The organism is uncultured Massilia sp., assembly GCF_913773735.1.
Taxonomy (GTDB): domain Bacteria; phylum Pseudomonadota; class Gammaproteobacteria; order Burkholderiales; family Burkholderiaceae_D; genus Telluria.
Genome location: NZ_CAJYEB010000049.1, coordinates 142,368 through 167,272, shown reverse-complemented (window position 1 = coordinate 167,272; position 24,905 = coordinate 142,368). Strand labels below are relative to the sequence as shown.

The window sequence follows — 24,905 nt, the reverse complement described above, 5'->3', positions numbered from 1 at the left end:
GCCCGTCCGCGCGCGCTGAAGAACGGCGATTCGCGCCAGGGGGAGCAACAGGATGCGTTGCGACAGGGGGCGTCCTTTCGTGACGACGGTTGCGGTCCGGCGCCGTGGCGGCATCCGATTGTGTCGCGCTGCGGTTGCGGGCGGCGGGGAATTCAACGTTGTCAGTACATGTTGCAGGACTGTACAAAATTCCCCGCGTGCTGCACCGCAAAACATCTAGCCAGCATGGAAATTTTCCATCATATTAGCGGGCTCGCACGGTTCGTTCTCCGGCTTGGGCTGTCTTTACGCGCAGATGCGCGGCGTTCGCCGCAGTTGCCTGCCGCCGGCGTCCGTGCGCACGCTCATCTTCTGGAGTCCGACAATGCTGCTAGGCCTGGTCCGCATCGCGCTGCGCCGCCCCTATACCTTCGTCGTGCTGGCGCTCACGCTGCTCATCATCGGGCCGCTGGCCGCCATGCGCACGCCGACCGACATCTTCCCCGACATCCGCATGCCGGTGATCGCGGTGGCCTGGCAGTACACGGGCCTGCCGCCGGACCAGATGGCCGGCCGCATCTCGACGCTGTTCCAGCGCTCGCTGACCACGACGGTCAACGACATCGAGCACATCGAGGCGAACACCTACCCGGGCGTGAGCGTGGTGAAGATCTTCTTCCAGCCGGGCGTGAACATCGCGGTGGCCAACGCCCAGGTGACGGCGATCGCCCAGGGCGTGGTCAGGCAGATGCCGCCCGGGATCACGCCGCCGCTGGTCATCAACTACAACGCCGCCACGGTGCCGATCCTGCAGCTGGCGCTGTCCGGCGCCGGCATGTCGGAGCAGCAGCTGTTCGACGTGGGCATGAACACGCTGCGCCTGCCGCTGGTGTCGGTGCCGGGCGCCGCGATCCCGCTGCCGTACGGCGGCAAGCAGCGCCAGGTGCAGGTCGACGTCAGGCCGGACGCGCTGCAGGCGCGCGGCCTGTCGGCCCAGGACATCGCGAACGCGCTGGCGTCCCAGAACATCCTGACGCCGGTGGGCACGCAGAAGATCGACGCCCTCGAATACACCATCCAGCTCAACAGCGCGCCGTCGGCGATCGCGGACCTGGCCCGCATCCCGGTCAAGGTGGTGAACGGCGCGACCATCCTGCTGAGCGACGTTGCCGACGTCCACGACGGCAACGCCCCGCAGACCAATGTCGTGCACGTCGACGGCGGCCGCTCGGTGCTGATGTCGGTGCTGAAGAACGGCACTGCCTCGACGCTGGCGATCGTCGACGGCGTGCGCTCGCGCCTGGCCGCCATGAAGGGCGCGCTGCCGGACGCCCTGAAGGTCGCGCCGATCAACGACCAGTCGGTGTTCGTGCGCGCGGCCATCAAGGGCGTGGCGATGGAGGGCGCGATCGCGGCGGCCCTCACCAGCGTGATGATCCTGCTGTTCCTGGGCAGCTGGCGCTCGACCGTGATCATCGCGGTGTCGATCCCGCTGTCGATCCTGGGCGCGCTGATCGCGCTGGCCGCCACCGGCGAGACGCTGAACCTGATGACGCTGGGGGGCCTGGCGCTGGCGGTCGGTATCCTCGTGGACGACGCCACCGTCACCATCGAGAACATCAACTGGCACCTGGAACACGGCAAGGCGGTGGAGCCGGCGATCCTGGACGGCGCCCAGCAGATCGTGGCGCCGGCGCTGGTCTCGCTACTGTGCATCTGCATCGTGTTCATCCCGATGTTCTTCCTCGAGGGCGTCGCGGGCTTCCTGTTCGTGCCGATGGCCAAGGCCGTGATCTTCGCGCTGGTCTGCTCCTTCATCCTGTCGCGCACCCTGGTGCCGACCATGGCCAACTGGCTGCTCAAGCCCCACGCGCCGCATGACGCGCACGCGGACCGGGTCGAGCGGCTGAACCCGGCCCAGCGCTTCCAGCGCGGCTTCGAGGCGCGCTTCGAGCGCATCCGCCACGGCTACCGCGGCCTGCTGGAACGGGCGATCCTGCGCCGCAAGGTGTTCCTGCCGGTGTTCCTGGCCGTGGTGGCGCTGTCCTTCCTGCTCGTGCCTTTCCTGGGCAGTAACTTCTTCCCGGCGGTGGATTCGGGCCAGCTGCTGATCCATGCGCGCGTGCCGGTCGGCACCCGCATCGAGGAGACGGCGGCGCGCTTCGCCCGGATCGAGCAGGCGATCCGCCGCACGATCCCGGGCAGCCAGATCGCCACGATGGTCGACAACATCGGCCTGCCCGCGTCGTCGATCAACCTCACCTACAACAATACCGGCACCTCGGGCTCGCACGACGGCGACTTCCAGATCGCCCTCGCCGAAGGCCACCGCCCGACCGCGGACTACGTGCGCGCGCTGCGCGAAGCGCTGCCGCGCGCGTTCCCGGACACCACATTCTCGTTCCCGCCCGCCGACATCGTCAGCCAGATCCTGAACTTCGGTTCGCCGGCGCCGATCGACGTGCAGGTGCGCGGGCGCGACGTCGAGTCCAACCTCGCCTATGCGCAAAAGCTGCTCAAGCGCATCCGCGCGATCCCCGGCGTGGCCGACGCGCGCATCCAGCAGAGCAACCGCGCGCCGGTGTTCAACGTCGACGTCGACCGCACCCAGGCGCAGCTGCTGGGCCTGAGCACGCGCGACGTCGCCAACAGCATGGTCGTCAACCTGGCCGGCAGCAGCCAGGTGGCGCCGACCTACTGGCTCAATCCTGCCAACGGCGTCAGCTATTCGATCGTCATGCAGACCCCGCAGCACCAGATGGATTCGCTGGCCGCGCTGCAGGACCTCCCGATCGGCAACGGCAGCAACGCCAACGCCGCCACGCTGGGCGCCATCGCCAGCATCCAGCGCAGCAACGCCAGCGCGCTGGTCAGCCAGTACGACGTGCAGCCGATGGTGCAGATCCACGCCACCACGCAGGACCGCGACCTGGGCGGCGTGGCCGCCGACATCCGCCAGGCCATCGCCGCCACCGCCGCCGACGTGCCAAAGGGTTCGACCGTCGAGATGCTGGGCCAGGTGCGGACGATGGAGCGCGCGTTCTCCGGCCTGCTGTTCGGCCTGCTGGGCGCCGTGGTGCTGATCTACCTGCTGATCGTGGTGAACTTCCAGTCGTGGAGCGACCCGGCGGTGATCGTGTCGGCGCTGCCGGCCGCGCTGGCCGGCATCGTCTGGATGCTGTTCGCCACCCACACGACGCTGTCCGTGCCGGCGCTCACGGGCGCCATCATGTGCATGGGCGTGGCCACCGCCAACAGCGTGCTGGTGATCAGCTTCGCGCGCGAGCGCCTGGTGGAACTGCGGGACGCGTCGGCGGCCGCGCTGGAAGCGGGCTTCGTGCGCTTCCGCCCCGTCCTGATGACCGCCCTGGCGATGGTGATCGGCATGCTGCCGATGGCGCTGGGCCTGGGCGAGGGCGGCGAGCAGAACGCCCCGCTGGGCCGCGCCGTGATCGGCGGCCTGATCTTCTCGACCGTCGCCACGCTCGTGTTCGTCCCCGTCGTCTTCAGCCTGGTCCACGGCCGTCGCGCCGCGCGCGGCGCGCCGGACCTGCCACACCAACCCGGAGTCCCCGTCCATGCACACTAACACTTCTTCTTCCGCCAGGTCCGGACGCGGCCTGCTGGTGGCCGGCGTCTTCGTCGTCGGCGCCGGCGCCGTCGTCGCCGGCGGCCTGTTCACGCGCCATTCGCAGGCCGAGGCGCTGCAGCAAGACGCGGCCGCCCGCGCGGTGCCGACCGTCAGCCTGGTGGCCCTGAAGGCCGCGCCGAACGCGCCGCTGGAACTGCCGGCCCGCATCGAAGCCTGGGCGCGCGCCCCGATCTACGCGCGCGTCAGCGGCTACGTCGGCAGCTGGAACGTCGACATCGGCACCCCGGTCAAGGCCGGCCAGGTGCTCGCCACGCTGGAGACGCCCGACCTCGACCAGGACCTGCGCCAGGCGCAGGCCCAGCTGGCCGTCGCGCGCAGCGACCTGCAGCTGTCCGAGAGCACCGCCCGGCGCTGGCAGTCGCTGGTGGGCCAGAACGCAGTGTCGAAGCAGGAAGCCGACGAGAAGCAGGGCGCCTGGGTCTCGAAGCAGTCGAACGTGGCGGCGCTGCAGGCCAGCGTCGACCGCCAGCAGGCGCTCAAGCGCTACACGCGCCTGGTGGCGCCGTTCGACGGCGTGGTGACGGCCCGCAATACCGACGTCGGCGCGCTGGTCAGCGCCGGCAGCGCGGCCAGCGGCGGCGAGCTGTTCGTCGTCTCCGACCTGCGCAAGCTGCGCGTCTACGTGCAGGTGCCGCAGCGCCAGGTGGCGTTGATCAAGCCGGGCAGCGAAGCCGTGCTGACCGTGCCGGAACGCGCCGGCAAGACCTACCGGGCCACCGTGCAGTCGCTGGCCCAGGCCATCAACACCGGCACCGGCGCGATGCTGGTCCAGCTGGCCGTCGACAACGCCGGCGGCGAGCTGCTGCCGGGCGCCTTCGCCAACGTGCGTTTCGACCTGCCGGTTGCGCAGGACGCCGTGGTCGTGCCGCCGGGCGCCGTCATCCTCGGCAAGGCCGGGCCGCAGGTGGCGACCGTCGGCGCCGGCGGGCGCGTGGCGCTGAAGACGGTCGCCATCGCGCGCGACCTGGGCAGCGCCGTGCAGCTCGACGGCGTGACGCGCGCCGACCGCATCATCGACAGCCCGCCGGACGGCATCGCCGACGGCGACGCGGTGAAGGTGGCGCAGGCCGCTCCCGCCGCGCGCAAGTCCGGCTGACCGGCGCCGCTCACGCCGGCGGCGCGGCGAGCAGGGCCCGCGTCTGCGGCGCGTGCAGCCCGTGGCGGAAGAATGCGCGGCGCAGCGCGTGCTGGTAGGCCGGATCGCGTTCCAGGCGGTGCCCGCCGCGCACCAGCAGGAAGCGTCCGTCCGGATACGCCGTCGCGATCGCCGCGCCGATGGCGGGGGAGAACACCACGTCCTGGGCGCCCGCCACGACCAGCACTTCCCCCCGGAAGCGGGCGCGGTCCAGCCGCAGGTCCGGCAGCGGCGCATCCGCCGCCATGAAGTCCGCGAGGACCTGCGCGGACCAGGCGTACGGCAGCGGTTCGCCCGCGCTGCCGCCCGCATTGCCGCCCGAACTGCTGCCCGCACTGCCGCCCGCACTGCCGCCCGCGCGCGCCTTCAGGTCCGCGCCCATCAGCTCCACCATGCGCACCTTGACCGCATCGGCGGCCGGCGCGTCCATCAGGGACCGCGCCAGCGGCCAGTTCAGGGACGGATGCAGCCAGTGCCAGGCATAGGCCAGCGGCGCCGCGCTGCCCGTATCGGGCACGATGTCGGCGTAGCGGGCCAGGCCCGCCGCGCCCTGGCGTCCCAGCTGGAACAGCATGTAGGCCAGGTCCGGCGCGACGCCGCCCGCCGCGCCGCGGCGCGCCAGCGCCGCCGCCGTGCGCGGATCGAATTCGTCGAGGCGGCGCGCGAAGCTGCGGCCGCCCAGGCGCGCGAGGTCCGGCGCGCCGGTGGTGGCGAGGAGCGCGCGCGACACGTGCCCGCCATGGCGATGCAGGTACTGCTGGACCAGCATGCCGGCGCCGGAAGCGCCGAACAGCATGATGCGCCCGTCCGGCGGCAGCAGGCCGTGCGCCGCCATGTCCTGGCGCACGCGCTCGATGTCCTCGACCTGCTGCCAGGAGCCGTACAGGTTCATCGCGGCCGCGACGTCGGTGCGGCCGCCGCGGTAGACCTCCGGGAATTGCGCCGGGCCGTGGCCGCGGTGGCCGACCAGCACGTAGGACAGGCCGGGCAGCTGGGCATCGAAGAAGCTTGCGTCCGCGTCCGGGCTCACCAGCTCCATCTGGCCGTCGGTCAGGAAGAACACCACCGGTCCCGCCGGGTCGAACCCTTTGCCGAGCAGGTAGTAGGCGCGGTACACGCCGCGCGCCGGGGCGGCGTGGTCGAGCGGCACCGTCAGGTAGCGATGGCGGACGTCGGCGGGCATGTCCGGATACGCGGCATCCGGCGCGAGGCGCGTGGCCGGCACGGCCTGCAGGCTGGACAGCATCGCGTGGCCGACCGCCGCGCCCAGGGCGGCGAGCAGGCACAGTACGAGGGCGATGCGCTTCGATCGGAACATGAGGTGACCCGGCGGGTGTTCGGTGTCGGATTGTATCCTGCCCGGCGGCCGCGCGATCCGCGTGACAAAGTGCGCATCTGTCGGGCGCCGCTTTTGGTAGAGTAGCGGGCGCATGCCGGCGCCGGCCGGTCGGCGTCCCATCCCCATTTGCGAAGGACGATCATGAAGGTACTGTTCGGTTGGCTGTTCCTGGCTTGCCTGCTCCTCGGCTGCGGCGATCCCGACCAGGGGCCGCCGCTCGGCGACTTCCCCGCCATCACCAAGACCGCGGGCGACGCTCCCTTCACCCTGACGGCGCCCAGCTCGCGCAGCCCGGCCGCGTTCACCTTCACCAGCAGCAATCCGGCGGTCGCCACCATCGAGGGCGCCACCGTCACCATCCGCGGCGCCGGCACGAGCACGATCACGGCGGCGCAGTCCAGCCACGGCAGCTATGGCCCGACGTCGACGTCCACCACGCTGACCGTCACCGGCGCCCCGGCCTGCACCGCCCCGGCGACCGCCGTCAACGGCGCTTGCGTGGCGCCGGCGTCGAGCGCGGCCAGCTTCCCCTCGGGTGGCCTGATCTGGTACGGCGTGACCCGCACCGACACCTGGACCAATGCGGACGCTTTCTGCAAGACGTCGATCATCGACAGCGTGGCCGGCTGGCGCCAGCCGACGGCCGCGGAACTGGGCGCGCTGCGCGGCGCCGGCGCCGCGGCGGGCCGCGGCTGGACGCTGGGCGCGACCTGGGCGTCGGACGGCGCCGCAGCCGGGCAGGAAGGCCATGCCGTCGTCGACCTGGCCAGCGGGGCGACGGCCGCGCGCGCCGACACGGCGACGGCCTACGTCAGCTGCGTGCACTGAGGCGGGCGGCGGCGTCGTGGCCGGGCCGCCCGGCCCACGCGACCGGCCTGCGGGCGCATTCGGGCCGGGACGGCCGGGCGGCGCTCAGTCGTCCTGGCCCGGCACGACCGTCTCGTCCTCCAGGCGCGTCACCAGGACCGTCGCGATCCGGCGTTCCACCACCTCGGCCACCTCGAAGCGGAAGCCGCCGATCGCGAGGCCGTCGCCGGCCGCGGGCAGCGTGCCGAAGCGTTCCAGCATCAGGCCCGCCAGCGAGCTGTAGTCGTGGCCGTCGCCGACCAGGTCGCTCGCCTGCAGCACCTGTTCCAGGTAGTGCAGGTCGGCCGTGCCGTCGACGCGCCAGCGTCCCGGGCCGGCTTCCTGCACCACCGGCTGTTCGTCCTCGTCCGGGAATTCGCCGGCGATCGCTTCCAGGATGTCGATCGGCGTGACCAGGCCCTGCAGCGTGCCGTATTCGTCGGCGATCAGCACCACCTGGCCGTGCGAGCGCTTGAGCGTCTCCATCACCTTCAACACGCCGCTCGCTTCCGGCATCACGATCGGCTGGCGGATGCTGGCCGGGTCGATCGCGCCGTTCAGCGCGATGTCCGCGATCAGGTCCTTGGCGCGCGCCACGCCGACGATCTCGTCGAGCTGGCCGCGGCAGACGGGGAAGAAGCCGTGCGGCGTGGCCAGCACGCGGGCGCGCACGGCGGCCGGGGCGTCGCCGATGTCGATCCACGAGATGTCCGAGCGGTTGGTCATGATCGAGCGGATCGAGCGCTGCGACAGGCTCAGCACCCCGCTGACCATCGCGCGCTCCTCGGCGTCGAAGGCGGGCGCCTCGGCCTGGCCGGCGGCGTCCTGCCGTTCGTCGTCGTGGGCGTGGCGCTGGCGGCCGCCCAGCAGGCGCAGCACGGCGTCGGCGGTGCGGTCGCGCAGCGGGATGTGCGCGTCCTTGCGGATGAAGTTGCGGCGCGCGAGCTGGTTCAGCGCCTCGATCACCACCGAGAAGCCGATCGCGGCGTACAGGTAGCCCTTGGGGATGTGGAAGCCGAAGCCTTCGGCGACCAGGCTCAGGCCGATCATCAGCAGGAAGCTCAGGCACAGCACCACCACGGTCGGATGCGCGTTGACGAAGCGCGTCAGCGGCTTGGAGGCGAACAGCATCACGCTCATCGAGATGATCACGGCGGCCATCATGACGCCGAGCTGGTCGACCATGCCGACGGCCGTGATCACGGCGTCGAGCGAGAACACGGCGTCCAGCACGATGATCTGGGCCACGACGGCGGCGAAGCTGGCGTATTCGCGCTTGCCGCTCTGGACGTGGGTCTTGCCCTCGACGCGCTCATGGAGTTCCATCGTCGCCTTGAACAGCAGGAACAGGCCGCCGACCAGCAGGATCAGGTCGCGTCCGGAGAACGACAGCGAGGCGACGGAAAACAGGGGGGCGGTCAGCGTGACCATCCACGAGATCATCGTGAGCAGGCCCAGGCGCATGACCATGGCGAGCGACAGGCCGAGGACGCGCGCCTTGTCGCGCTGGTGCGGGGGGAGTTTTTCCGCCAGGATGGCGATGAAGATGAGGTTGTCGATGCCGAGGACGATCTCGAGCACGATGAGGGTAAGGAGGCCGACCCATATATTGGGGTCGAGGAGCAATTCCATGGCGGGCTTGCGGAAGTTAAGGAACTGTCATTGTAGGTGACGCCGCTTGCGTGCCGATGCAGGGCATATCGAAGGAATTGTCAGGTTTTTCCGGAAAGCGCCCGCGGCCGCTTGCGAGCCAGGCCGACACGACGCGCACGTCACGCGTGGGCAGCGTGGACGCCGCGTCGTTGCGGAGGCAGGAGGGCAGTCGTCCACCCTCCGGGTTGCAGGCGCGCGGGCCGGCGTGCGCCTAGCCGGCCATCCGGTAGCGCCGGTGGAAGCGGCTGCCCAGGCGCGTGAGCACCTCGTAGCCGATGGTGCCCGCCTGCGCCGCCACCTCGTCCACGTGCTGGTGCGGGCCGAGCAGTTCCACCGCCAGCCCCGCCGCGATGCGCTCGCGCGGGATGGCGCTCACGTCGAGCGTGACGCTGTCCATCGACACCGTGCCGGCGACCGGCACGCGCACGCCGTCGACGAAGGCGAAGCCGCGGTTGGTCAGGGCGCGCAGCCAGCCGTCGGCGTAGCCGATCGCGATGGTGGCGATGCGGCGCGGGCCCTCGGCGATCCAGCGCGCGCCGTAGCCGACGGCGGCGCCGTCCGCGACGTCGCGCACCTGCACGATGCGCGCCCGCAGCGACACGGCCTGGCGCAGGGGATTGGGCTGCTCCGGCTGCGGATTGATGCCGTACAGGGCGGCGCCCGGCCGCACCAGGTCGTAGTGGAAGGCCGGGTCCAGGAACACGGCCGAGGAATTGGCCAGGCTGCACGGCACGCCGGGGAACAGCGCGCGCAGTTCCTCGAAGCGCGCGCGCTGGGCGGCGTTCATCGGATGGCCGGGGACGTCGGCGCAGGCCAGGTGGCTCATCAAGAGTCGTGGCTGCAGCGCGGCCAGCCAGTCGGCCGGCGCGCCCAGTCCGGCCAGGTCGGCCGGCGACAGGCCCATGCGCGACATGCCGGTGTCGACCTGGATGGCGGCCGGCAGGCGCCGCCTGCTCGCGCGGGCGGCGCCGGTCCATTCGTGCACCTGGCCGGGGTCGTTCAGTACCGGCACCAGGTCGTGGGCGAGGAAGTCGGGCGCGGTGCCGGGCATCGGCCCGTGCAGCACGTAGATCGTGCTGGACGCCGGCACCAGGGCGCGCAGGCGGATGCCTTCGTCCAGGTGGGCGGTGAAGAAGGTGCGGCAGCCCTCCAGCACCAGCGCCGGCGCCACCTGCGCCATGCCCAGGCCGTAGGCGTCGGCCTTCATCACGCCGGCCACCTCGGCGCCGCCGGCGCGCGCGCGCAGCAGCCGGTAGTTGGCGCGGATGGCGTCCAGGTCGATGTCGAGCAGGGCGCCGGCGCGGGCCGCGGCCAGGTCTTCCTGCGGCGCCTGGGCGCCATGGCCGGTGCGGGTCATCGTACCCGCCGCGATCGGTGCGCCCATGCTCACGCGCGCGCCAGGGCCGGACGGGCTTGCGCGGCGCCGTTGCCGGCGTAGCGGAACACGGCCAGGTCGTCGGCGTGGATGGCCGGCTTGCGTCCGCCCACCAGGTCGGCGATCACGCTGGCCGAGCCGCAGGCCATGGTCCAGCCGAGCGTGCCGTGGCCGGTGTTCAGGAACAGGTTGCGCAGCGGCGTGGCGCCGACGATCGGCGTGCTGTCCGGCGTCATCGGGCGCAGGCCGGTCCAGAAGGTGGCGTTGGCGACGTCGCCGCCGCCCGGGAACAGGTCGTTCACCACCATTTCCAGCGTCTCGCGGCGGGCCGGGTTCAGCACCTTGCTGTAGCCGGCGATCTCCGCCATGCCGCCGACGCGGATGCGGTCGTCGAAGCGGGTGACGGCGATCTTGTAGGTTTCGTCGAGGATGGTCGACACCGGCGCGCGGGCCGCGTCGACGATCGGCACCGTGATCGAATAGCCCTTGAGCGGGTAGACCGGCACGCGGAACCAGTCCTGCAGCAGCAGGCGCGAATAGCTGCCCAGCGCCAGCACGTAGCGATCCGCGCCGAACGGGCCCTTGCTGGTGTGCACGGCAGCCACTTCGCCGCCCACGATGTCCAGGCGCTGGATCTCGGTGTCGAACTCGAAGCGCACGCCCAGCTCGCGCGCCATCTGCGTCAGGCGCGCGGTGAACAGCTGGCAGTCGCCGGTCTCGTCGTTCGGCAGGCGCAGGCCGCCGACCAGCTTGTCGCGCACGCGGTCCAGCGCCGGCTCGGCGCTGCCGAGCCGTTCGCGGCCGAGCACCTCGAAGGCCACGCCGGCTTCCTTGAGCACCTCGATGTCCTTGGCGGCGCCGTCGAACTGGGCCTGGGTGCGGAACAGCTGCAGCGTGCCCTGCTGGCGGCCTTCGTAGGCGATGCCGGTGTCGCGGCGCAGCTGGCGGATGCAGTCGCGGCTGTATTCGGCCAGGCGCACCATGCGTTCCTTGTTGACGGCGTAGCGCGACGCGTCGCAGTTGCGGTACATCTCCCACATCCACTGGAGCTGGAACAGGCTGCCGTCCGGACGGATCGCCAGCGGCGCGTGGCGCTGGAACAGCCACTTGAACGCCTTCAGCGGGATGCCGGGGGCGGCCCAGGGCGAGGCATAGCCGGGCGAGATCTGGCCGGCGTTGGCGAAACTGGTCTCGAGGGCCGGACCGGGCTGGCGGTCGATGACGGTGACGTCGTGGCCGGCCTTGGCCAGATAATAGGCAGTGGTCACCCCGACCACGCCGCTGCCCAGCACCAAAACGCGCGTTGCTCGCATAGCTATTCTTCCTGAGTTCCTGCAGATTTAGAAAAGATTGCCATGTTACATGTAGGCACGCGATAATTGCTTCGGTAATTACGTGACTTTTTGGTGAAAATTCATGCGCGTGCAAAAAGCGTCGAACCGCGTGCTCGACAAGATCGACCTGCACATCCTGGCCGTCCTGCAGCAGGACGGGCGGATCGTGATGAAGGACCTGGCCGAGCAGGTGGGCCTGTCGCTGACGCCCTGCATCGAGCGGGTCAAGCGCATGGAGCGCGACGGCGTCATCGCTGGCTACCATGCGCGCGTGGCGCCGCAGGCGCTGGGCCTGCAGATCCTGGTCTTCGTCGAAATCACGCTGCACCAGAAGTCCGAGAAGGCCTTCGAGCGCTTCCGCCGCGCCATGCTGGCCATTCCCGAGGTGATGGAATGCCACCTGGTGTCGGGCGACTTCGACTACCTGATCAAGGCGCGCATCCCCGAGATGACCGAGTACCGGCGCCTGCTGGGCGAGATCCTGCACGTGGCCGACGGCGGGCAGTCGAAGAGCTACGTGGTGATGGAAGAGGTGAAGGAGACGCTGGCGCTGGCGGTGGGGCGCTGACGCCGGCGCCCCGTGCGGCCGGCGGCGGCCGACGGGGCCGGCAAGACGTCGATCCCCGATGCGACCCGGGGCGCCCGGCTACGCTTCACTCCGCCTCGTACAGCGGCTGCTTGACCCTCACCGGCCGCACGTCCATGCGCATCCGGTACACCGAATAGGTGTCGGCCACCGTGGATTCCCAGCCCTCGCTCTCGGGCGTGCGCGAGAACTGGAACTCGAAGCCGCGTTCCGGCGTGCCGCTGCCCGGGCCGCCGAAGGCGATGCCGGTGGCGCGCTGCTGGTCGCTGTCGCACAGTTTCTGCAGCAGGTCGACCACCGTCGTGTTGCCGAGGATGTCGGCGGCGAACAGCGGACCGCGCACCGCCGGCGCTTCGGGGTCCACCTTGTTCTTGTCGTCGCCCGGCGTGAAGGCGCCGCTGGCGACGTCGTAGCGGTCGCCGCTGTCCAGGTAGCTGATGCGCGCGTTGGCGATGTTGAAGCCGGGACGCGACGTGTCCGTCGTCGCCTGCGCCAGGTCGAGCAGGATCGCGCCCTTGTAGCCGATCACCTGGATCAGCTGGCGGTTGCCGGCGTAAGTGACGACGGCCGCCGTGTTCTCGTCGATGCCCAGGCCGAGCCGGTAGCGCTTGGCCAGCATCGCCGGAAGCATGCGCGCGAAGCGGCCGCGCACCAGCAGGTGCTGGTCGACGAACACGTCGTCGCCGATGAAGCCCAGGCCCGGCGCGATGTCGCGCCCGTCGGTGATGCCGTCCTTGAGCGTGGGCAGCGGCGCGCGGCCCTCGTAGAACATCGTGCGGCTCATGATCGCCGCGCCGGCGCTGGTGCCTGCGATGACCCCGCCGCGCCGGTACATGGCCCACAGAGCTTCCAGCACGGCGCTGTCGCTGCCGTCCGGACGGCGCAGCGCGGCCGTGATGCGGCCCTGGTCGCCGCCGGTGAAGAAGGCGCCGCCGGCGGCGCGCACGCTGGCCGCCAGCTGCGGGTCCTCGGCCGCGCGGCGCACGTCGCTGCCGGCCAGGCGCGGCGCCAGCGGCACCACGAACGGCCTGGCGCCGTGGCGCGCCAGCACGCCGGCGATGAAGTCGCCCGAGCGCTGCGGGTTGCCGGCGGCGGTCGGGAACACGGCGATGCGGGCGCCGCGCCCGCCGGCCAGTTCTACGATGCGGTCCCACACCTGGTCGTTGTTGGCGCGCAGCGCGCCGCCGGCGATCACCAGCGCGCCCTTCGGCGGCGCGGCCTCGGCGGCATGCGCGGCCGGGGCGGCGAACGGCCACAGCGTGGCGGCGAAGGCAAGGGCGGGCAGGAAGGCTGCGGCCAGGCGTAATGACATGGGACTCGGCTCCGGGGCGAAGGTTGGGTTGGCGTTGCTACAGGATGATACCGGAGATGCCGGACGACGCGCGGCCGTGCGCGTTGGGCGAACGGCGCGCGAACCGGTATGATGCGACCCAGACCAACCGATAGAGCCACGCCATGCTGATTGCAACCCACGGCGGCAAATTCCACGCGGACGACGCGTGGGCCGTCGCCGTCCTCAGGATCCTGTTCCCCGACGCCGGCCTGGTGCGCACGCGCGACGCCGCCATCATCGCGTCGGCCGATTTCGCCATCGACGTCGGCGGCGTCTGGGATCCGGCCAGCGGCCGCTTCGACCATCACCAGAAGGGCTTCGACGGCGCGCGCATGAGCGGCGTGCCGTACGCCAGCGCCGGCCTGGTATGGAAGGAATACGGCGCGCGCTGCGTCGCCGCGCTGGCGGCCGCGCACGCCGGCCACGTGCTGCCGCTGGAGACGGCCCAGCAGATCGCCTGGGCGATCGACGGCGACGTCGTCCAGTACCTCGACCTGTCCGACGTCGGCGCGGCCAAGAGCGCGCCGGGCGGCTACGGCCTGTCGGCCATCGTGTCCGGCTACAACCTGAACTGGATGGACGAACAGCGCCTCGGCTACGGCGCCGCCGCCGAGGACTACCGGACCGCGCAGTTCGAGCGGGCGATGGCCGTGCTGACCGACATCATGGTCAACGCCGTCAAGTACCGCGTCGGCGCGCTGCTGGCGCTGGAGCAGGTGCGCGCCTCCGAACTGCTGGAGGACGGCCGCGTGCTGTTCCTGAAGAACGGCGCGCTGCCTTGGTCGACCGTGGTGCGCAAGGAGATGCCGGGCGTGCTGTTCGTGATCAGCCATAACCTGGCCGAGCAGCGCCACATGATCCACACGGTGCCGACCAGTACCGAGAACTTCGACGCCCGCGCCGACCTGCCGCTGGCCTGGGCCGGACTGCGCGACGCCGAGCTGGCGGCGGTCACCGGCGTGCCGGACGCCGGGTTCTGCCACAACGGCCGCTTCATCGCCGCCGCCAAGTCCTACGAGGGCATCCGCACGATGGCGCGGCTGGCGCTGGCCGATGTCGACGCCCATAAATGACGATTCCATGAAGCGGATCCGCTGGTTTGTGGTTTTTTGGAACCAAACGTTGCGAAATTGACGCCGCCGACCCCGAGTCTTTACACAGTGCGAGGATTCACGACTAGAATTTCTCACAGGAATGATCTTTTTGGGATGGGGACATGAAATCGGTTCAACAGGAAGTCGACGAGCGCAGTAATCTCACCAGCAACAACAAATTCGAACTGCTGCTGTTCCGCCTCGGCGGCGACGACGGCGGCGACCACAGCGAGCTGTTCGGCATCAACGTGTTCAAGATCCGCGAGATCGTCGCCATGCCGACGATCACCAAGGTGGCGGGCGCGCCCGAGCACGTGCTCGGCGTCGTCAACCTGCGCGGCCAGATCATCCAGGTGCTGGACCTGCCGGGCATCACCGGTGTCAAGCCCAGGACCGGCCTGAACATCATGCTGGTCACGGAGTTCGCCCGCACCACCCAGGCGTTCGCCGTCGAGAGCGTGGAAGAGATCGTGCGCCTGGACTGGAGCCAGGTGATGTCGGCCGAGCACAGCGCCGGCAGCGGCATGGTGACCAGCATCGCGCGCCTGCCGCAGACCGACGAGCATCCGCCGCGCCTGGCGCAGGTGCTCGACGTCGAAACCATCCTGCGCAACCTGAACCCGGAAGCCGACAACGAGAACATCGCGCAGGCCGTGGGCGAGAAGATGAAGCTCAAGCCGGGCGCCGTGATCCTGGCGGCCGACGATTCCGTCGTCGCGCGCGCCCTGATCGAGCAGGGCCTGGACGCCATGGGCCTGCCGTTCGTGATGACCAAGAGCGGCAAGGAAGCCTGGGACCAGCTCAATGCGATTGCGGCGTCCGCCGAGGCCGAGGGCAAGAGCGTGCACGACCGCGTCGCGCTGGTGCTGACCGACCTCGAGATGCCGGAAATGGACGGCTTCACGCTGACCCGCAACATCAAGTCGAACCCGCGCTTCGGCGACATGCCCGTGGTGATCCATTCCTCGCTGTCCGGCACCACCAACGAGGAACACGTCAAGAACGTGCGCGCCGACGCCTACGTCGCCAAGTTCTCGGCCGAGGACCTGTCGCGCACGCTGCGCTCGTTGATCAACCGTTGATCGACCGTTGCTCGAGCGCTGATCGGCCGCTGATCCGGCGGCCGTCCGGATCGGCCTCGCACCCGCCCGGCGCCTGACCGCGCCGGCGCACGCCGATGCCGCCTCACCGTTCCGATCCATTCGCCGGCGCCGGCACCGCGCCCGGCACCGCACCCGGCACCGCACCCGGCACCGCACCCGGCACCGCGATGCTGCACCCGGCCCGGCAGCAATTGCTGTGGGACTGGCTCGCGGCCCGCTCGCTGGCGCGCGGCCTGCCCGCGCCCGTCCCCGACCATGGCGGCATGCGCGTGGACACGGGGACGGCGCAGGAGATCCGCCGCCACGTGTTCGCGCTGCCCGTCGACGGCCTGCGCGCCTTGGCCGCGGCGATCCGCCGGCCCGGCATCCCGCTCAAGCTGTGCGCCGCCACCGACGCGCTGCTCGCGCTGGCGCCGCCGGGCTGGACGGCGCAGGCGCAGGGGTGGCTGATGACGCACGCCGGGCCGTTCCCGGCGGGGCCGGCGCTGCCGCCCGGCTACCGTCTCGCGCTGTCGGTGCATGGCGGCGTCGCCGGCGCGCGCATCCTGGCGGACGACGGCACGCCGGCCGCCAGCGGGCATGCGGCCGCCCATGGCGGCGCGTTCGTGTTCGACCGGATCGTCACCGCGCCGGCGCACCGGCGCCGCGGCCTGGCGTCGGCGCTGATGGGGGCGCTGGGCGCGACCCGCGGTCCGGCCGCCGCGCACGGCGTGCTGGTGGCGACGTCCGAGGGCAGGGCGCTGTACGAGGCGCTGGGCTGGACCGTGCTGTCGCCGTATGCGACCATCGTCTTCGCGGACCCGGATGTTAGCGCAAACCGCGAGCCGGTGCCAAAGAGATAACTGTGTTACGATAGCTCAAACAACTCCGCCCGCGCGCCGGCCGCGCCGCCCACAGGAAGCCCCACGCCAATGACCAAAGCCAAACCAGACGCCATCCAGGACGACGTGGAGCGCCGCGGCCAGCCGACCATGGCCGACGTCGCCAAGCTGGCCGGGGTGTCCGCGATGACGGTGTCGCGGGTCATGAACGGCAAGGGACTGGTACGCGAGAGCACGCGCCGCAAGGTGGCGGAGGCGGTGGCCGCGCTGCACTACACGCCGAACCAGGAGGCGCGCAACCTGGCCGGATCGAAGCCGATCCGCGTCGGCTTCCTGTACAGTAACCCGAGCGCCGCCTACCTGAGCGAATTCCTGGTCGGCCTGCTGACCCAGTCCGGCCTGAACAACGTCCAGCTGTTCGTCGAGAAGTGCGAGGCCGGCGAGCACGAGGCCGAGCATGCGAAACGCCTGATCGGGAACGGGCTGGACGGCATCATCCTGCCGCCCCCGCTGTGCGACAGCGACGCCGTCCTGGCGGCCATCGACGCGGCCGGCATCCCCGCGGTGGCGGTGGCGCGCGGCGTGCCGGACCCGCGCGTAGGCGGCGTCAGCATCGACAACTACCAGGCCGCCTACCACATGACGCGGCACCTGATCGCCCTGGGCCACCAGCGCATCGGCTTCGTGGTCGGCCACCCGAACCAGAGCGCCAGCGCGCGCCGCCTGGAGGGGTATCGCGCGGCGGTCGCCGACCGCCACGCCGACGCCGCCGAGGAACTGGTGGTGCAGGGCATGTTCACCTACCGCTCGGGGCTGGACGCGGCCGAGCAGCTGCTGGCGCTCGACGAGCGGCCGACGGCGATCTTCGCCAGCAACGACGACATGGCCGCCGCCGCGGTGGCCGTCGCCCACCGCCTGGGCCTGGACGTGCCGGGCGACCTGACCGTCACCGGCTTCGACGACACGGCGCTGGCCACGACCATCTGGCCCGAGCTGACCACGGTGCGCCAGCCGACCGCCGAGATGGCGCGCGAAGCCGTGCAGGCGCTGGTGCGCCACGTGCGCGCGCTGCGCGAGGGCGTGCCGGCCGCGCCGGAGCAGGTCGACATGGCGTTCGAGCTGGTGCGCCGCCAGTCCGACGCCGCCCCGCGCACGCGCCCGCCGGCACGGCTGCCGGCCAGGGCCGCGAAGCAGCGCCAGGCCGGCTGAACGCGGCCTGACCGCCCGCACTCGCGCGTCGTCGGCAGCGCCGCGGCGCGCTTCTTGTACCCCGTCTTCCCCTAATAGTTCGTCCGTCGAATATTTGATTGACAAGCGCCAATTCCGAACGCTAGACTGGAATGGTTGCGGTAACATTTCTGTTATTCCGATGTTGCGCACACACATAACAAGGACAGGGAGACATCCATGCACCATCCAGGCATCCGCCGGCGCCACGCGCGTCCGGGCGCGGGCATTGCCGCGCATCCGCTTCGCCTGGCGTCCACCCTGCCATCCATCCGCCGCGACGCCGGCACACCACAATAAGCAGGGAGACGAGAAACGATGGCATTCAAGCGCAGGACATTCCTGGCATCGATGGGCGGCATGGCGGGCGCCGTGAGCCTCGCGGCCGTGCCGGGCGCCGCGGCGGCAGCCGCCGCCGGAGCGGCCACACCGTTGTACAAGCAGGCCGGCGCGCCGGTCGCGGCGCGCGTGGAAGACCTCCTCAAGCGCATGACGCTGGAGGAAAAGATCGCCCAGATGCAGTGCCTGTGGGTGAAGAAGGCCGCCGTGCAGAAGGACGACGCCAGCTTCGACGCCGACCGCATGGCCGCCGCCTGGCCGCATGGCATGGGCATGTTCGCGCGCCCGTCCGACCGCCGCCTGGACAAGCCCAGCGCCGCCGGCGACGCCGGCGAGGTCCCCAACCGCGGCCCGCAGGAGACGGCGGAATACGTCAACGCGGTGCAGAAATGGGCGCTGGAGCGCACGCGCCTGGGCATTCCGGTGCTGATGCACGAAGAGGCGCTGCATGGCTACGTGGCGCGCGAGGCGACCAGCTTCCCGCAGGCGATCGGCCTGGCGTCGAGCTTCGATCCGGACCTGGTCACGCAGGTGTACGCCGTGGCGGCGCGCGAGATGCGCGCGCGCGGCGCCAACCTGGCGCTGGCGCCGGTGGTGGACGTGGCGCGCGAGCCGCGCTGGGGCCGCATCGAGGAGACCTACGGCGAGGATCCGCACCTGTGCGGCGTGATGGGCAAGGCCGCCGTGGTCGGCTTTTCCGGCACCACGCTGCCGCTGGCCAGGGACAAGGTCCACGCCACCCTGAAGCACATGACCGGCCACGGGCAGCCCGAGAGCGGCACCAACACCGGCCCGGCCAACGTCGGCGAGCGCACGCTGCGCGAGGATTTCTTCCCGCCGTTCGAAAAGATCGTGCGCGAGACGAACATCGCGGCCGTCATGCCGTCGTACAACGAGATCGACGGCATCCCGTCGCACGCCAACCGCTGGCTGCTCACCGACGTGCTGCGCAAGGAGTGGGGTTTCCAGGGCCTGACGGTATCCGACTACATGGCCATCGACGAGATGGTGGGCCGCCACCACCTCGCCGCCGACGACAAGGAAGCGGCGCTGCGCGCCGTGAAGGCCGGCGTCGACGTCGAGACGCCGGATCCCAAGGCCTACCTGGCGCTGCTGGACCTGGTGCGCGAAGGCCGCATCGCGGTCGCCGAGATCGATGCCTCGGTGCGCCGCGTGCTCAAGCTCAAGTTCGACGCCGGCCTGTTCGACAACCCCTACGTCGACGCCGGCCGCGCCGCGGCGCTCACCGCCACGCCGGACGCCATCGCGCTGGCGCGCGAGGCGGCGCGCCGCAGCGCGGTGCTGCTGAAGAACGACAAGGGCCTGCTGCCGCTCGACGCGAAGAAGGTCGGCAAGGTGTTGCTGCTGGGCACCCACGCGAAGGACACGCCGATCGGCGGCTACTCCGACGTGCCGCGCCACGTGGTGTCGGTGTACGAGGGCCTGCAGGCCGAGGCGCAGGCGCAGGGTTTCGCGCTGGCGTACGCGGAAGGCGTGCGCCTGACCGAGGGCCACGTCTGGGGCAAGGACGAGATCGTGTTCACGAAGCCGGAAGTCAACGCGCGCCTGATCGCCGAGGCGGTGGAGGCGGCGAAGTCGGCCGACACCATCGTCATGGTCCTGGGCGACAACGAGCAGACCGCGCGCGAAGCCTGGGCCGACAACCACCTGGGCGACCGCACCACGCTCGACCTGATCGGCCAGCAGAACGACCTGGCGCGCGCCATCTTCGCGCTGAACAAGCCGACCGTCGTGCTGCTGCTGAACGGCCGCCCGCTGTCCGCCAACCTGCTGGCCGAGCGCGCCGACGCGCTGCTGGAATGCTGGTACCTGGGCCAGGAGACCGGCCACGCGGTGGCCGACCTGCTGTTCGGCCGCGCCAACCCGGGCGGCAAGCTGCCGGTCACCATCGCGCGCGAGGCCGGCCAGCTGCCGATGTTCTACAACCGCAAGCCCAGCAGCCGGCGCGGCTACATCGACGGCGTCACCACGCCCCTGTACCCGTTCGGCTTCGGCCTGTCCTACACGCGCTTCGAGATCGGCGCGCCGCGCCTGGAGCGCGCGCGCATCGCGCGCGACGGCAGCACGCGGGTCGAGGTCGACGTGGCGAACGTCGGCGCGCGGGCCGGGGACGAGGTCGTGCAGCTGTACATCCGCGACGACGTCAGCTCCGTCACGCGTCCGCTGCTGGAGCTCAAGGGCTTCCGGCGCGTGAGCCTGCGGCCGGGCGAGCGCCGCACCGTGACCTTCGACATCAAGCCGGGCGACCTGGCCTTCCACGACGCCACCATGAAGCGTGTCGTCGAGCCGGGCACCTTCACCATCTTCGCCGGACCGAACAGCGTCGACCTGAAGACGGCGACGCTGACGGTGGCATAACCAGAGAGACACCATGACAGCATACCAAGTCAATCCGCTGCCGGACGACCTCGACCGCGCCCTGCTGGTCGGCCGCGTCTGGCGCCCGGCGCCCGCGGCGGGCGGCGTGGCCGGCCCGGCCGTCGTCGCCGTGCGCGGCGGCCGCCTGGTCGACATCACCCGTCACGCCCCCACGCTGTCGGCGCTGTTCGAGCGCGCCGACCTGCTGGCCGTCGCCCGTTCGGCCGAGGGCGAGGACCTCGGCAACGCCGCCGAACTGGCGCAGGCCGCACTGGCCGGCGAGCCCGCCGCGGACGCGCTGCGCCTGCTGGCGCCGTGCGACCTGCAGGCGATCAAGGCGGCCGGCGTGACCTTCGCCGTCAGCCTGCTCGAGCGCGTGATCGAGGAGCAGGCCAAGGGCGATCCGGCCCGCGCGGCCGACCTGCGCGCCGACCTGCAGGCGTCGATCGGCACCGACCTGTCCGAGATCGAACCGGGCGGCGCGGCCGCCATGCGCCTGAAGGCCGAGCTGGCCGGGCGCGGCCTGTGGTCGCAGTACATGGAAGTGGGCATCGGCCCGGACGCCGAGGTGTTCACCAAGTCGCAGCCGATGTCGTCGGTGGGCCACGGCGCGGCGGTCGGCCTGCATCCGGCCTCGCACTGGAACAATCCGGAGCCGGAAATCGTGCTGGCCGTGAACAGCCGCGCCGAAGTCGTCGGCGCCACGCTGGGCAACGACGTCAACCTGCGCGACATCGAGGGCCGCAGCGCGCTCCTGCTGGGCAAGGCCAAGGACAACAACGCGTCCTGCGCCATCGGCCCGTTCGTGCGCCTGTTCGACGACGCCTTCACCATCGACACCGTGCGCGCCCTTGAGGTGCGCATGCGCATCGAAGGCGTCGACGACGGCTTCGTCCTGGAAGGCAGCAGTTTCATGCGCGAGATCAGCCGCGACCCGCTCGACCTGGTGGCGCAGACCTGCGGCCGGCACCACCAGTACCCGGACGGCTTCATGCTGTTCCTGGGAACGATGTTCTCGCCGATCGCGGACCGCGACGCCGAGGGCGGCGGCTTCACCCACCACATGGGCGACCGCGTCGTCATCGCCACCCCGACGCTCGGCGCGCTGGTCAACACGGTGCAGCGCAGCGACGCGATCGCGCCGTGGACCTTCGGCGTGCGCGCCCTGTACGAGAACCTGGCGCAGCGCGGCCTGCTGGCGTCCACCTGAAACCCGAGAACCACATGCCTCACAACCACCAACCATCCTTCGTCTACGCCACCTATCCCGACCTGGCGGGCAAGCGCGTCGTCATCACCGGCGGCGGCAGCGGCATCGGCGGCGAACTGACCGCCGCCTTCGCCGCCCAGGGCGCCCGCGTCTGGTTCCTCGACATCGCCGAGCAGGCCTCGCGCGACCTGGAGCGCGCGCTGGCCGGCGCGCCGGCCGCGCCGACCTTCGTCCACTGCGACCTCACCGACCTCGATGCGCTCAAGGCGACCTTCGCGCGCATCGAGGCCGAGGCCGGCGGCGTCGACATCCTGCTCAACAACGCGGCCAACGACGACCGCCACGAGATCGAGGCGGTCACCCCGGCCTACTGGGAAAGTCGCATGAACGTGAACCTGCGCCACCAGTTCTTCTGCAGCCAGGCCGTGATCCCGGGCATGAAGGCGCGCGGCGCCGGCGTGATCCTGAACTTCGGCTCCATCTCCTGGCACCTGCCGCACACCCAGCTCGACCTGTACATGACCGCGAAGGCGGCCATCGAGGGCATGACCCGCGGCATGGCGCGCGAGCTCGGCAAGGACGGCATCCGCGCCAACACGATCGTGCCGGGCGCGGTGCGCACGCCGCGCCAGGAACAGCTGTGGCACAACCCGGACGAGGAGGCGCGCATCCTGGCCGGCCAGTGCATCCCCGCGCGGGTCGAGATGCAGGACGTGGCCGCGCTGGCCCTGTTCCTGGCGTCCGACAACGCGCGCCGCTGCAGCGGCCGCGAATACTTCGTCGACGCCGGGTGGTACGGCGCATGAGCATCCAGCCGACCTGCATCTGGGAGATCCAGGCCGCGCTGGGCGAGGGCGTCCTGTGGGACGCGCGGGGCCCGTGGGTCTGGTTCGTCGACATCAAGGGCCGGCGCATCGCGCGCTGCGCGCCGGACGGCGGCGACCGCCGCACCTGGCCGGCGCCGGGCCAGCCGAGCTTCATCGTCCCGGCCGACGACGGCGGCATGGTGTGCGCGCTGGAGGACGGCCTGTACCGCTTTTTGCCCGACAGCGGCGAGTTCGTCGCGCTGGCGAAGGTCGAGGCGGACATCGAGGACAACCGCTTCAACGACGGCCACGTCGACGCCGGCGGCGTGCTCTGGTTCGGCTCGATGCACGACGCCGAGGCGCAGCCCAGCGGCGCGCTGTACCGCTTCGACGGCGCCGCCGTGCGCACGATGGACGACGGCTACGTCATCACCAACGGCCCGGCGCTCGGCCCGGACGGGCGCACGCTGTACCACACCGACACGCTCGACAAGCGCGTGTACGCGTTCGACGTGGCGGCGGACGGCAGCCTGTCCGGCAAGCGCACCTTCGTGGAGATCGCCGACGGCGGCTATCCGGACGGGATGGCGGTGGACGCCGACGGCCACCTGTGGGTGGCGACGTTCGGCGGCTGGCGCATCGACCGCTTCGACCCCGCCGGTCGCAAGGTCGGCGAGGTGCGCTTCCCGTGCGCCAACGTGACCAAGCTGGCCTTCGGCGGCCCCGACCTGCGCACCGTGTACGCGACCACGGCGCGCAAGGGCCTGTCGCCCGACGAGCAGGCGGCCCAGCCGCTGGCCGGCGGGCTGTTCACTTTCCGGGCCGACGTGCCCGGCCTGCCGCAGCACGCGCTGCGGCTGCAGGAGCCCACAGCATGAACCAAGCACATCCCCCACGCCGCTTCCGTTCCCAGGACTGGTTCGACAACCAGGCGCGCATCGACATGACGGCGCTCTACCTCGAGCGCTTCATGAACTACGGGATCACGCCCGAGGAACTACGCTCCGGCAAGCCGATCATTGGCATCGCCCAGAGCGGCAGCGACATCACACCGTGCAACCGCATCCACCTGGAACTGGCCAAGCGCGTGCGCGACGGCATCCGCGACGCCGGCGGCATCCCGATGGAATTCCCGCTGCACCCGATCTTCGAGAACTGCCGCCGCCCGACCGCGGCGCTGGACCGCAACCTGGCCTACCTGGGCCTGGTCGAGATCCTGCACGGCTACCCGATCGACGCCGTGGTGCTGACCACCGGCTGCGACAAGACCACGCCGGCCCAGATCATGGCCGCGTCCACGGTCGACATCCCCGCCATCGTGCTGTCCGGCGGGCCGATGCTCGACGGCTGGTTCGAGGGCGAGCTGGTCGGCTCGGGCGCGGCGATCTGGAAGGGCCGCCGGCGCCTGGCCGCCGGCGAGATCGACGAGGACAAGTTCATCCAGATCGCGACGGCCTCGGCGCCGTCGGCCGGCCACTGCAACACGATGGGCACGGCCTCGACGATGAATGCCGTGGCCGAGGCGCTGGGCATGTCGCTGACCGGCTGCTCGGCGATCCCTGCGCCGTACCGCGAGCGCGGCCAGATGGCCTACGAGACCGGCCGGCGCATCGTCGGCATGGCGTTCGAGGACCTGCGCCCGTCGACGATCCTGACGCGCGACGCCTTCCTCGACGCGATCGTCGTCAACGCGGCCATCGGCGGCTCCAGCAACGCCCAGCCGCACATCGTCGCGATGGCGCGCCACGCCGGCGTCGAGATCGCGCCCGAGGACTGGATGGAACACGGCTACGACGTGCCGCTGCTGCTGAACATGCAGCCGGCCGGGAAATACCTGGGCGAGCGCTTCCACCGCGCCGGCGGCACCCCGGCCATCATGTGGGAACTGGAACAGCGGGGCCGGCTGCGGTCCGCCCGCCCGACGGTGACGGGGCGCACGATGGCCGAGAACCTGGTCGGGCGCGAGAGCGGCGACCGCGAGATGATCCGCCCGTTCGACCGGCCGCTCAAGGAAAAGGCCGGCTTCATGGTCCTGAAGGGCAACCTGTTCGACTTCGCGATCATGAAGACGTCCGTGATCTCGGACGCGTTCCGCGCGCGCTACCTGTCGACGCCGGGTTCGGAAAACCGCTTCGAGTGCGGCGTGGTCGTGTTCGACGGCTCGGACGACTACCACCACCGCATCAACGACCCGGCGCTGGACATCGACGAGCGCACGATGCTGGTGATCCGCGGTTCCGGTCCGATCGGCTGGCCGGGTTCGGCGGAAGTCGTCAACATGCAGCCGCCCGACGCCCTGATCAAGCGTGGTATCACGGCGCTGCCGACGCTGGGCGACGGCCGCCAGTCCGGCACCTCGGACAGCCCGTCGATCCTGAACGCCTCGCCGGAAAGCGCGGCCGGCGGCAACCTGGCGCTGCTGCGCACGGGCGACGTGGTGCGCGTGGACCTGAACACGGGGCGCTGCGACGTGCTGCTGGACGACGGCGTGCTGGACGCGCGCCGCCAGGAGGCGCCGCCGCCGATCCCGCCCAACCAGACGCCCTGGCAGGAAATCTACCGCGCCACCGTGGGGCAGCTGCACACGGGCGGGGTGATGGAGATGGCGCTGAAGTACCGGGGCGTGGCGGACGACATGCCGCGGCATAACCACTGACCCGGGCGCAGCCGTCCACCCCGCGATTTCCCGTTCAC

General features: G+C 71.1%; 18 protein-coding genes. 13 read left to right on the top strand and 5 right to left on the bottom strand.

Features of this window, described 5'->3' with window-relative positions:
* The first annotated feature begins 367 nt into the window (after positions 1-367).
* The gene (locus tag QZ749_RS24730; protein ID WP_296953119.1) at positions 368-3,568 is read left to right on the top strand and encodes an efflux RND transporter permease subunit; all 3,201 of its coding nucleotides are present in this window, start codon (positions 368-370) and stop codon (positions 3,566-3,568) included.
* On the top strand, positions 3,558-4,727 hold the full coding sequence (locus QZ749_RS24725) for an efflux RND transporter periplasmic adaptor subunit (RefSeq protein ID WP_296952983.1): 1,170 nt from the start codon (positions 3,558-3,560) through the stop codon (positions 4,725-4,727). Before QZ749_RS24730 ends, QZ749_RS24725 begins: the two co-directional genes overlap by 11 nt.
* Before the next feature lie 10 nt (positions 4,728-4,737).
* Here the strand turns inward: QZ749_RS24725 and QZ749_RS24720 are convergent, their stop codons facing one another.
* Positions 4,738-6,084: a hypothetical protein gene (locus QZ749_RS24720; RefSeq protein WP_296952980.1), complete on the bottom strand. Its 1,347-nt coding sequence runs from the start codon at positions 6,082-6,084 to the stop codon at positions 4,738-4,740.
* A 162-nt stretch (positions 6,085-6,246) separates the two neighbouring features.
* Between QZ749_RS24720 and QZ749_RS24715 the strand changes: the two genes are divergently transcribed.
* Positions 6,247-6,933 carry a hypothetical protein gene (locus QZ749_RS24715; RefSeq protein ID WP_296952979.1) on the top strand — a complete coding sequence of 229 codons (687 nt, stop codon included), beginning with the start codon at positions 6,247-6,249 and terminating at the stop codon, positions 6,931-6,933.
* Positions 6,934-7,017: 84 nt separating this feature from the next.
* On the opposite strand, the gene QZ749_RS24710 is transcribed toward QZ749_RS24715, so the two are convergent.
* From QZ749_RS24710 to QZ749_RS24700, 3 genes are all read right to left on the bottom strand, one after another.
* Complete coding sequence (locus QZ749_RS24710; protein WP_296952976.1) at positions 7,018-8,583, bottom strand: TerC family protein; 1,566 nt, start codon at positions 8,581-8,583, stop codon at positions 7,018-7,020.
* Positions 8,584-8,815: 232 nt separating this feature from the next.
* Positions 8,816-9,988: an alanine racemase gene (gene alr / locus QZ749_RS24705; RefSeq protein ID WP_296952973.1), complete on the bottom strand. Its 1,173-nt coding sequence runs from the start codon at positions 9,986-9,988 to the stop codon at positions 8,816-8,818.
* Between the two features lie 2 nt (positions 9,989-9,990).
* Complete coding sequence (locus QZ749_RS24700) at positions 9,991-11,292, bottom strand: D-amino acid dehydrogenase (protein WP_296952971.1); 1,302 nt, start codon at positions 11,290-11,292, stop codon at positions 9,991-9,993.
* 103 nt (positions 11,293-11,395) lie between these two features.
* Here QZ749_RS24700 and QZ749_RS24695 point away from each other — a divergent pair, with 103 nt between their 5' ends.
* Entirely contained in the window at positions 11,396-11,881 is a 486-nt protein-coding gene (locus QZ749_RS24695) for an Lrp/AsnC ligand binding domain-containing protein (protein ID WP_296952968.1), read from the top strand.
* A gap of 85 nt (positions 11,882-11,966) precedes the next feature.
* On the opposite strand, the gene QZ749_RS24690 is transcribed toward QZ749_RS24695, so the two are convergent.
* The gene (locus tag QZ749_RS24690; protein WP_296952967.1) at positions 11,967-13,211 is read right to left on the bottom strand and encodes a cyanophycinase; all 1,245 of its coding nucleotides are present in this window, start codon (positions 13,209-13,211) and stop codon (positions 11,967-11,969) included.
* Positions 13,212-13,354: 143 nt separating this feature from the next.
* Between QZ749_RS24690 and QZ749_RS24685 the strand changes: the two genes are divergently transcribed.
* The 9 genes from QZ749_RS24685 (at position 13,355) to QZ749_RS24645 (ending at position 24,867) form a co-directional block, all read left to right on the top strand.
* Positions 13,355-14,305, top strand: coding sequence for an MYG1 family protein (locus QZ749_RS24685; RefSeq protein ID WP_296952965.1), 951 nt, complete (start codon positions 13,355-13,357; stop codon positions 14,303-14,305).
* Between the two features lie 143 nt (positions 14,306-14,448).
* The gene (locus tag QZ749_RS24680) at positions 14,449-15,408 is read left to right on the top strand and encodes a chemotaxis protein (RefSeq protein ID WP_296952964.1); all 960 of its coding nucleotides are present in this window, start codon (positions 14,449-14,451) and stop codon (positions 15,406-15,408) included.
* A 95-nt stretch (positions 15,409-15,503) separates the two neighbouring features.
* Positions 15,504-16,271 carry a GNAT family N-acetyltransferase gene (locus QZ749_RS24675; RefSeq protein ID WP_296952961.1) on the top strand — a complete coding sequence of 256 codons (768 nt, stop codon included), beginning with the start codon at positions 15,504-15,506 and terminating at the stop codon, positions 16,269-16,271.
* Positions 16,272-16,340: 69 nt separating this feature from the next.
* Positions 16,341-17,459: a LacI family DNA-binding transcriptional regulator gene (locus QZ749_RS24670; RefSeq protein WP_296952957.1), complete on the top strand. Its 1,119-nt coding sequence runs from the start codon at positions 16,341-16,343 to the stop codon at positions 17,457-17,459.
* Positions 17,460-17,795: 336 nt separating this feature from the next.
* Positions 17,796-20,195, top strand: coding sequence for a glycoside hydrolase family 3 N-terminal domain-containing protein (locus QZ749_RS24665; protein WP_296952954.1), 2,400 nt, complete (start codon positions 17,796-17,798; stop codon positions 20,193-20,195).
* A 13-nt stretch (positions 20,196-20,208) separates the two neighbouring features.
* Positions 20,209-21,405, top strand: a complete 1,197-nt coding sequence (locus QZ749_RS24660; RefSeq protein ID WP_296952952.1) for a fumarylacetoacetate hydrolase family protein — start codon at positions 20,209-20,211, stop codon at positions 21,403-21,405.
* A 14-nt stretch (positions 21,406-21,419) separates the two neighbouring features.
* Positions 21,420-22,211: an SDR family NAD(P)-dependent oxidoreductase gene (locus QZ749_RS24655; RefSeq protein ID WP_296952950.1), complete on the top strand. Its 792-nt coding sequence runs from the start codon at positions 21,420-21,422 to the stop codon at positions 22,209-22,211.
* Complete coding sequence (locus tag QZ749_RS24650) at positions 22,208-23,089, top strand: SMP-30/gluconolactonase/LRE family protein (RefSeq protein ID WP_296952948.1); 882 nt, start codon at positions 22,208-22,210, stop codon at positions 23,087-23,089. The genes QZ749_RS24655 and QZ749_RS24650 overlap by 4 nt, the downstream gene beginning before the upstream one ends.
* On the top strand, positions 23,086-24,867 hold the full coding sequence (locus QZ749_RS24645; protein WP_296952946.1) for an IlvD/Edd family dehydratase: 1,782 nt from the start codon (positions 23,086-23,088) through the stop codon (positions 24,865-24,867). The genes QZ749_RS24650 and QZ749_RS24645 overlap by 4 nt, the downstream gene beginning before the upstream one ends.
* Positions 24,868-24,905: the final 38 nt, after the last annotated feature.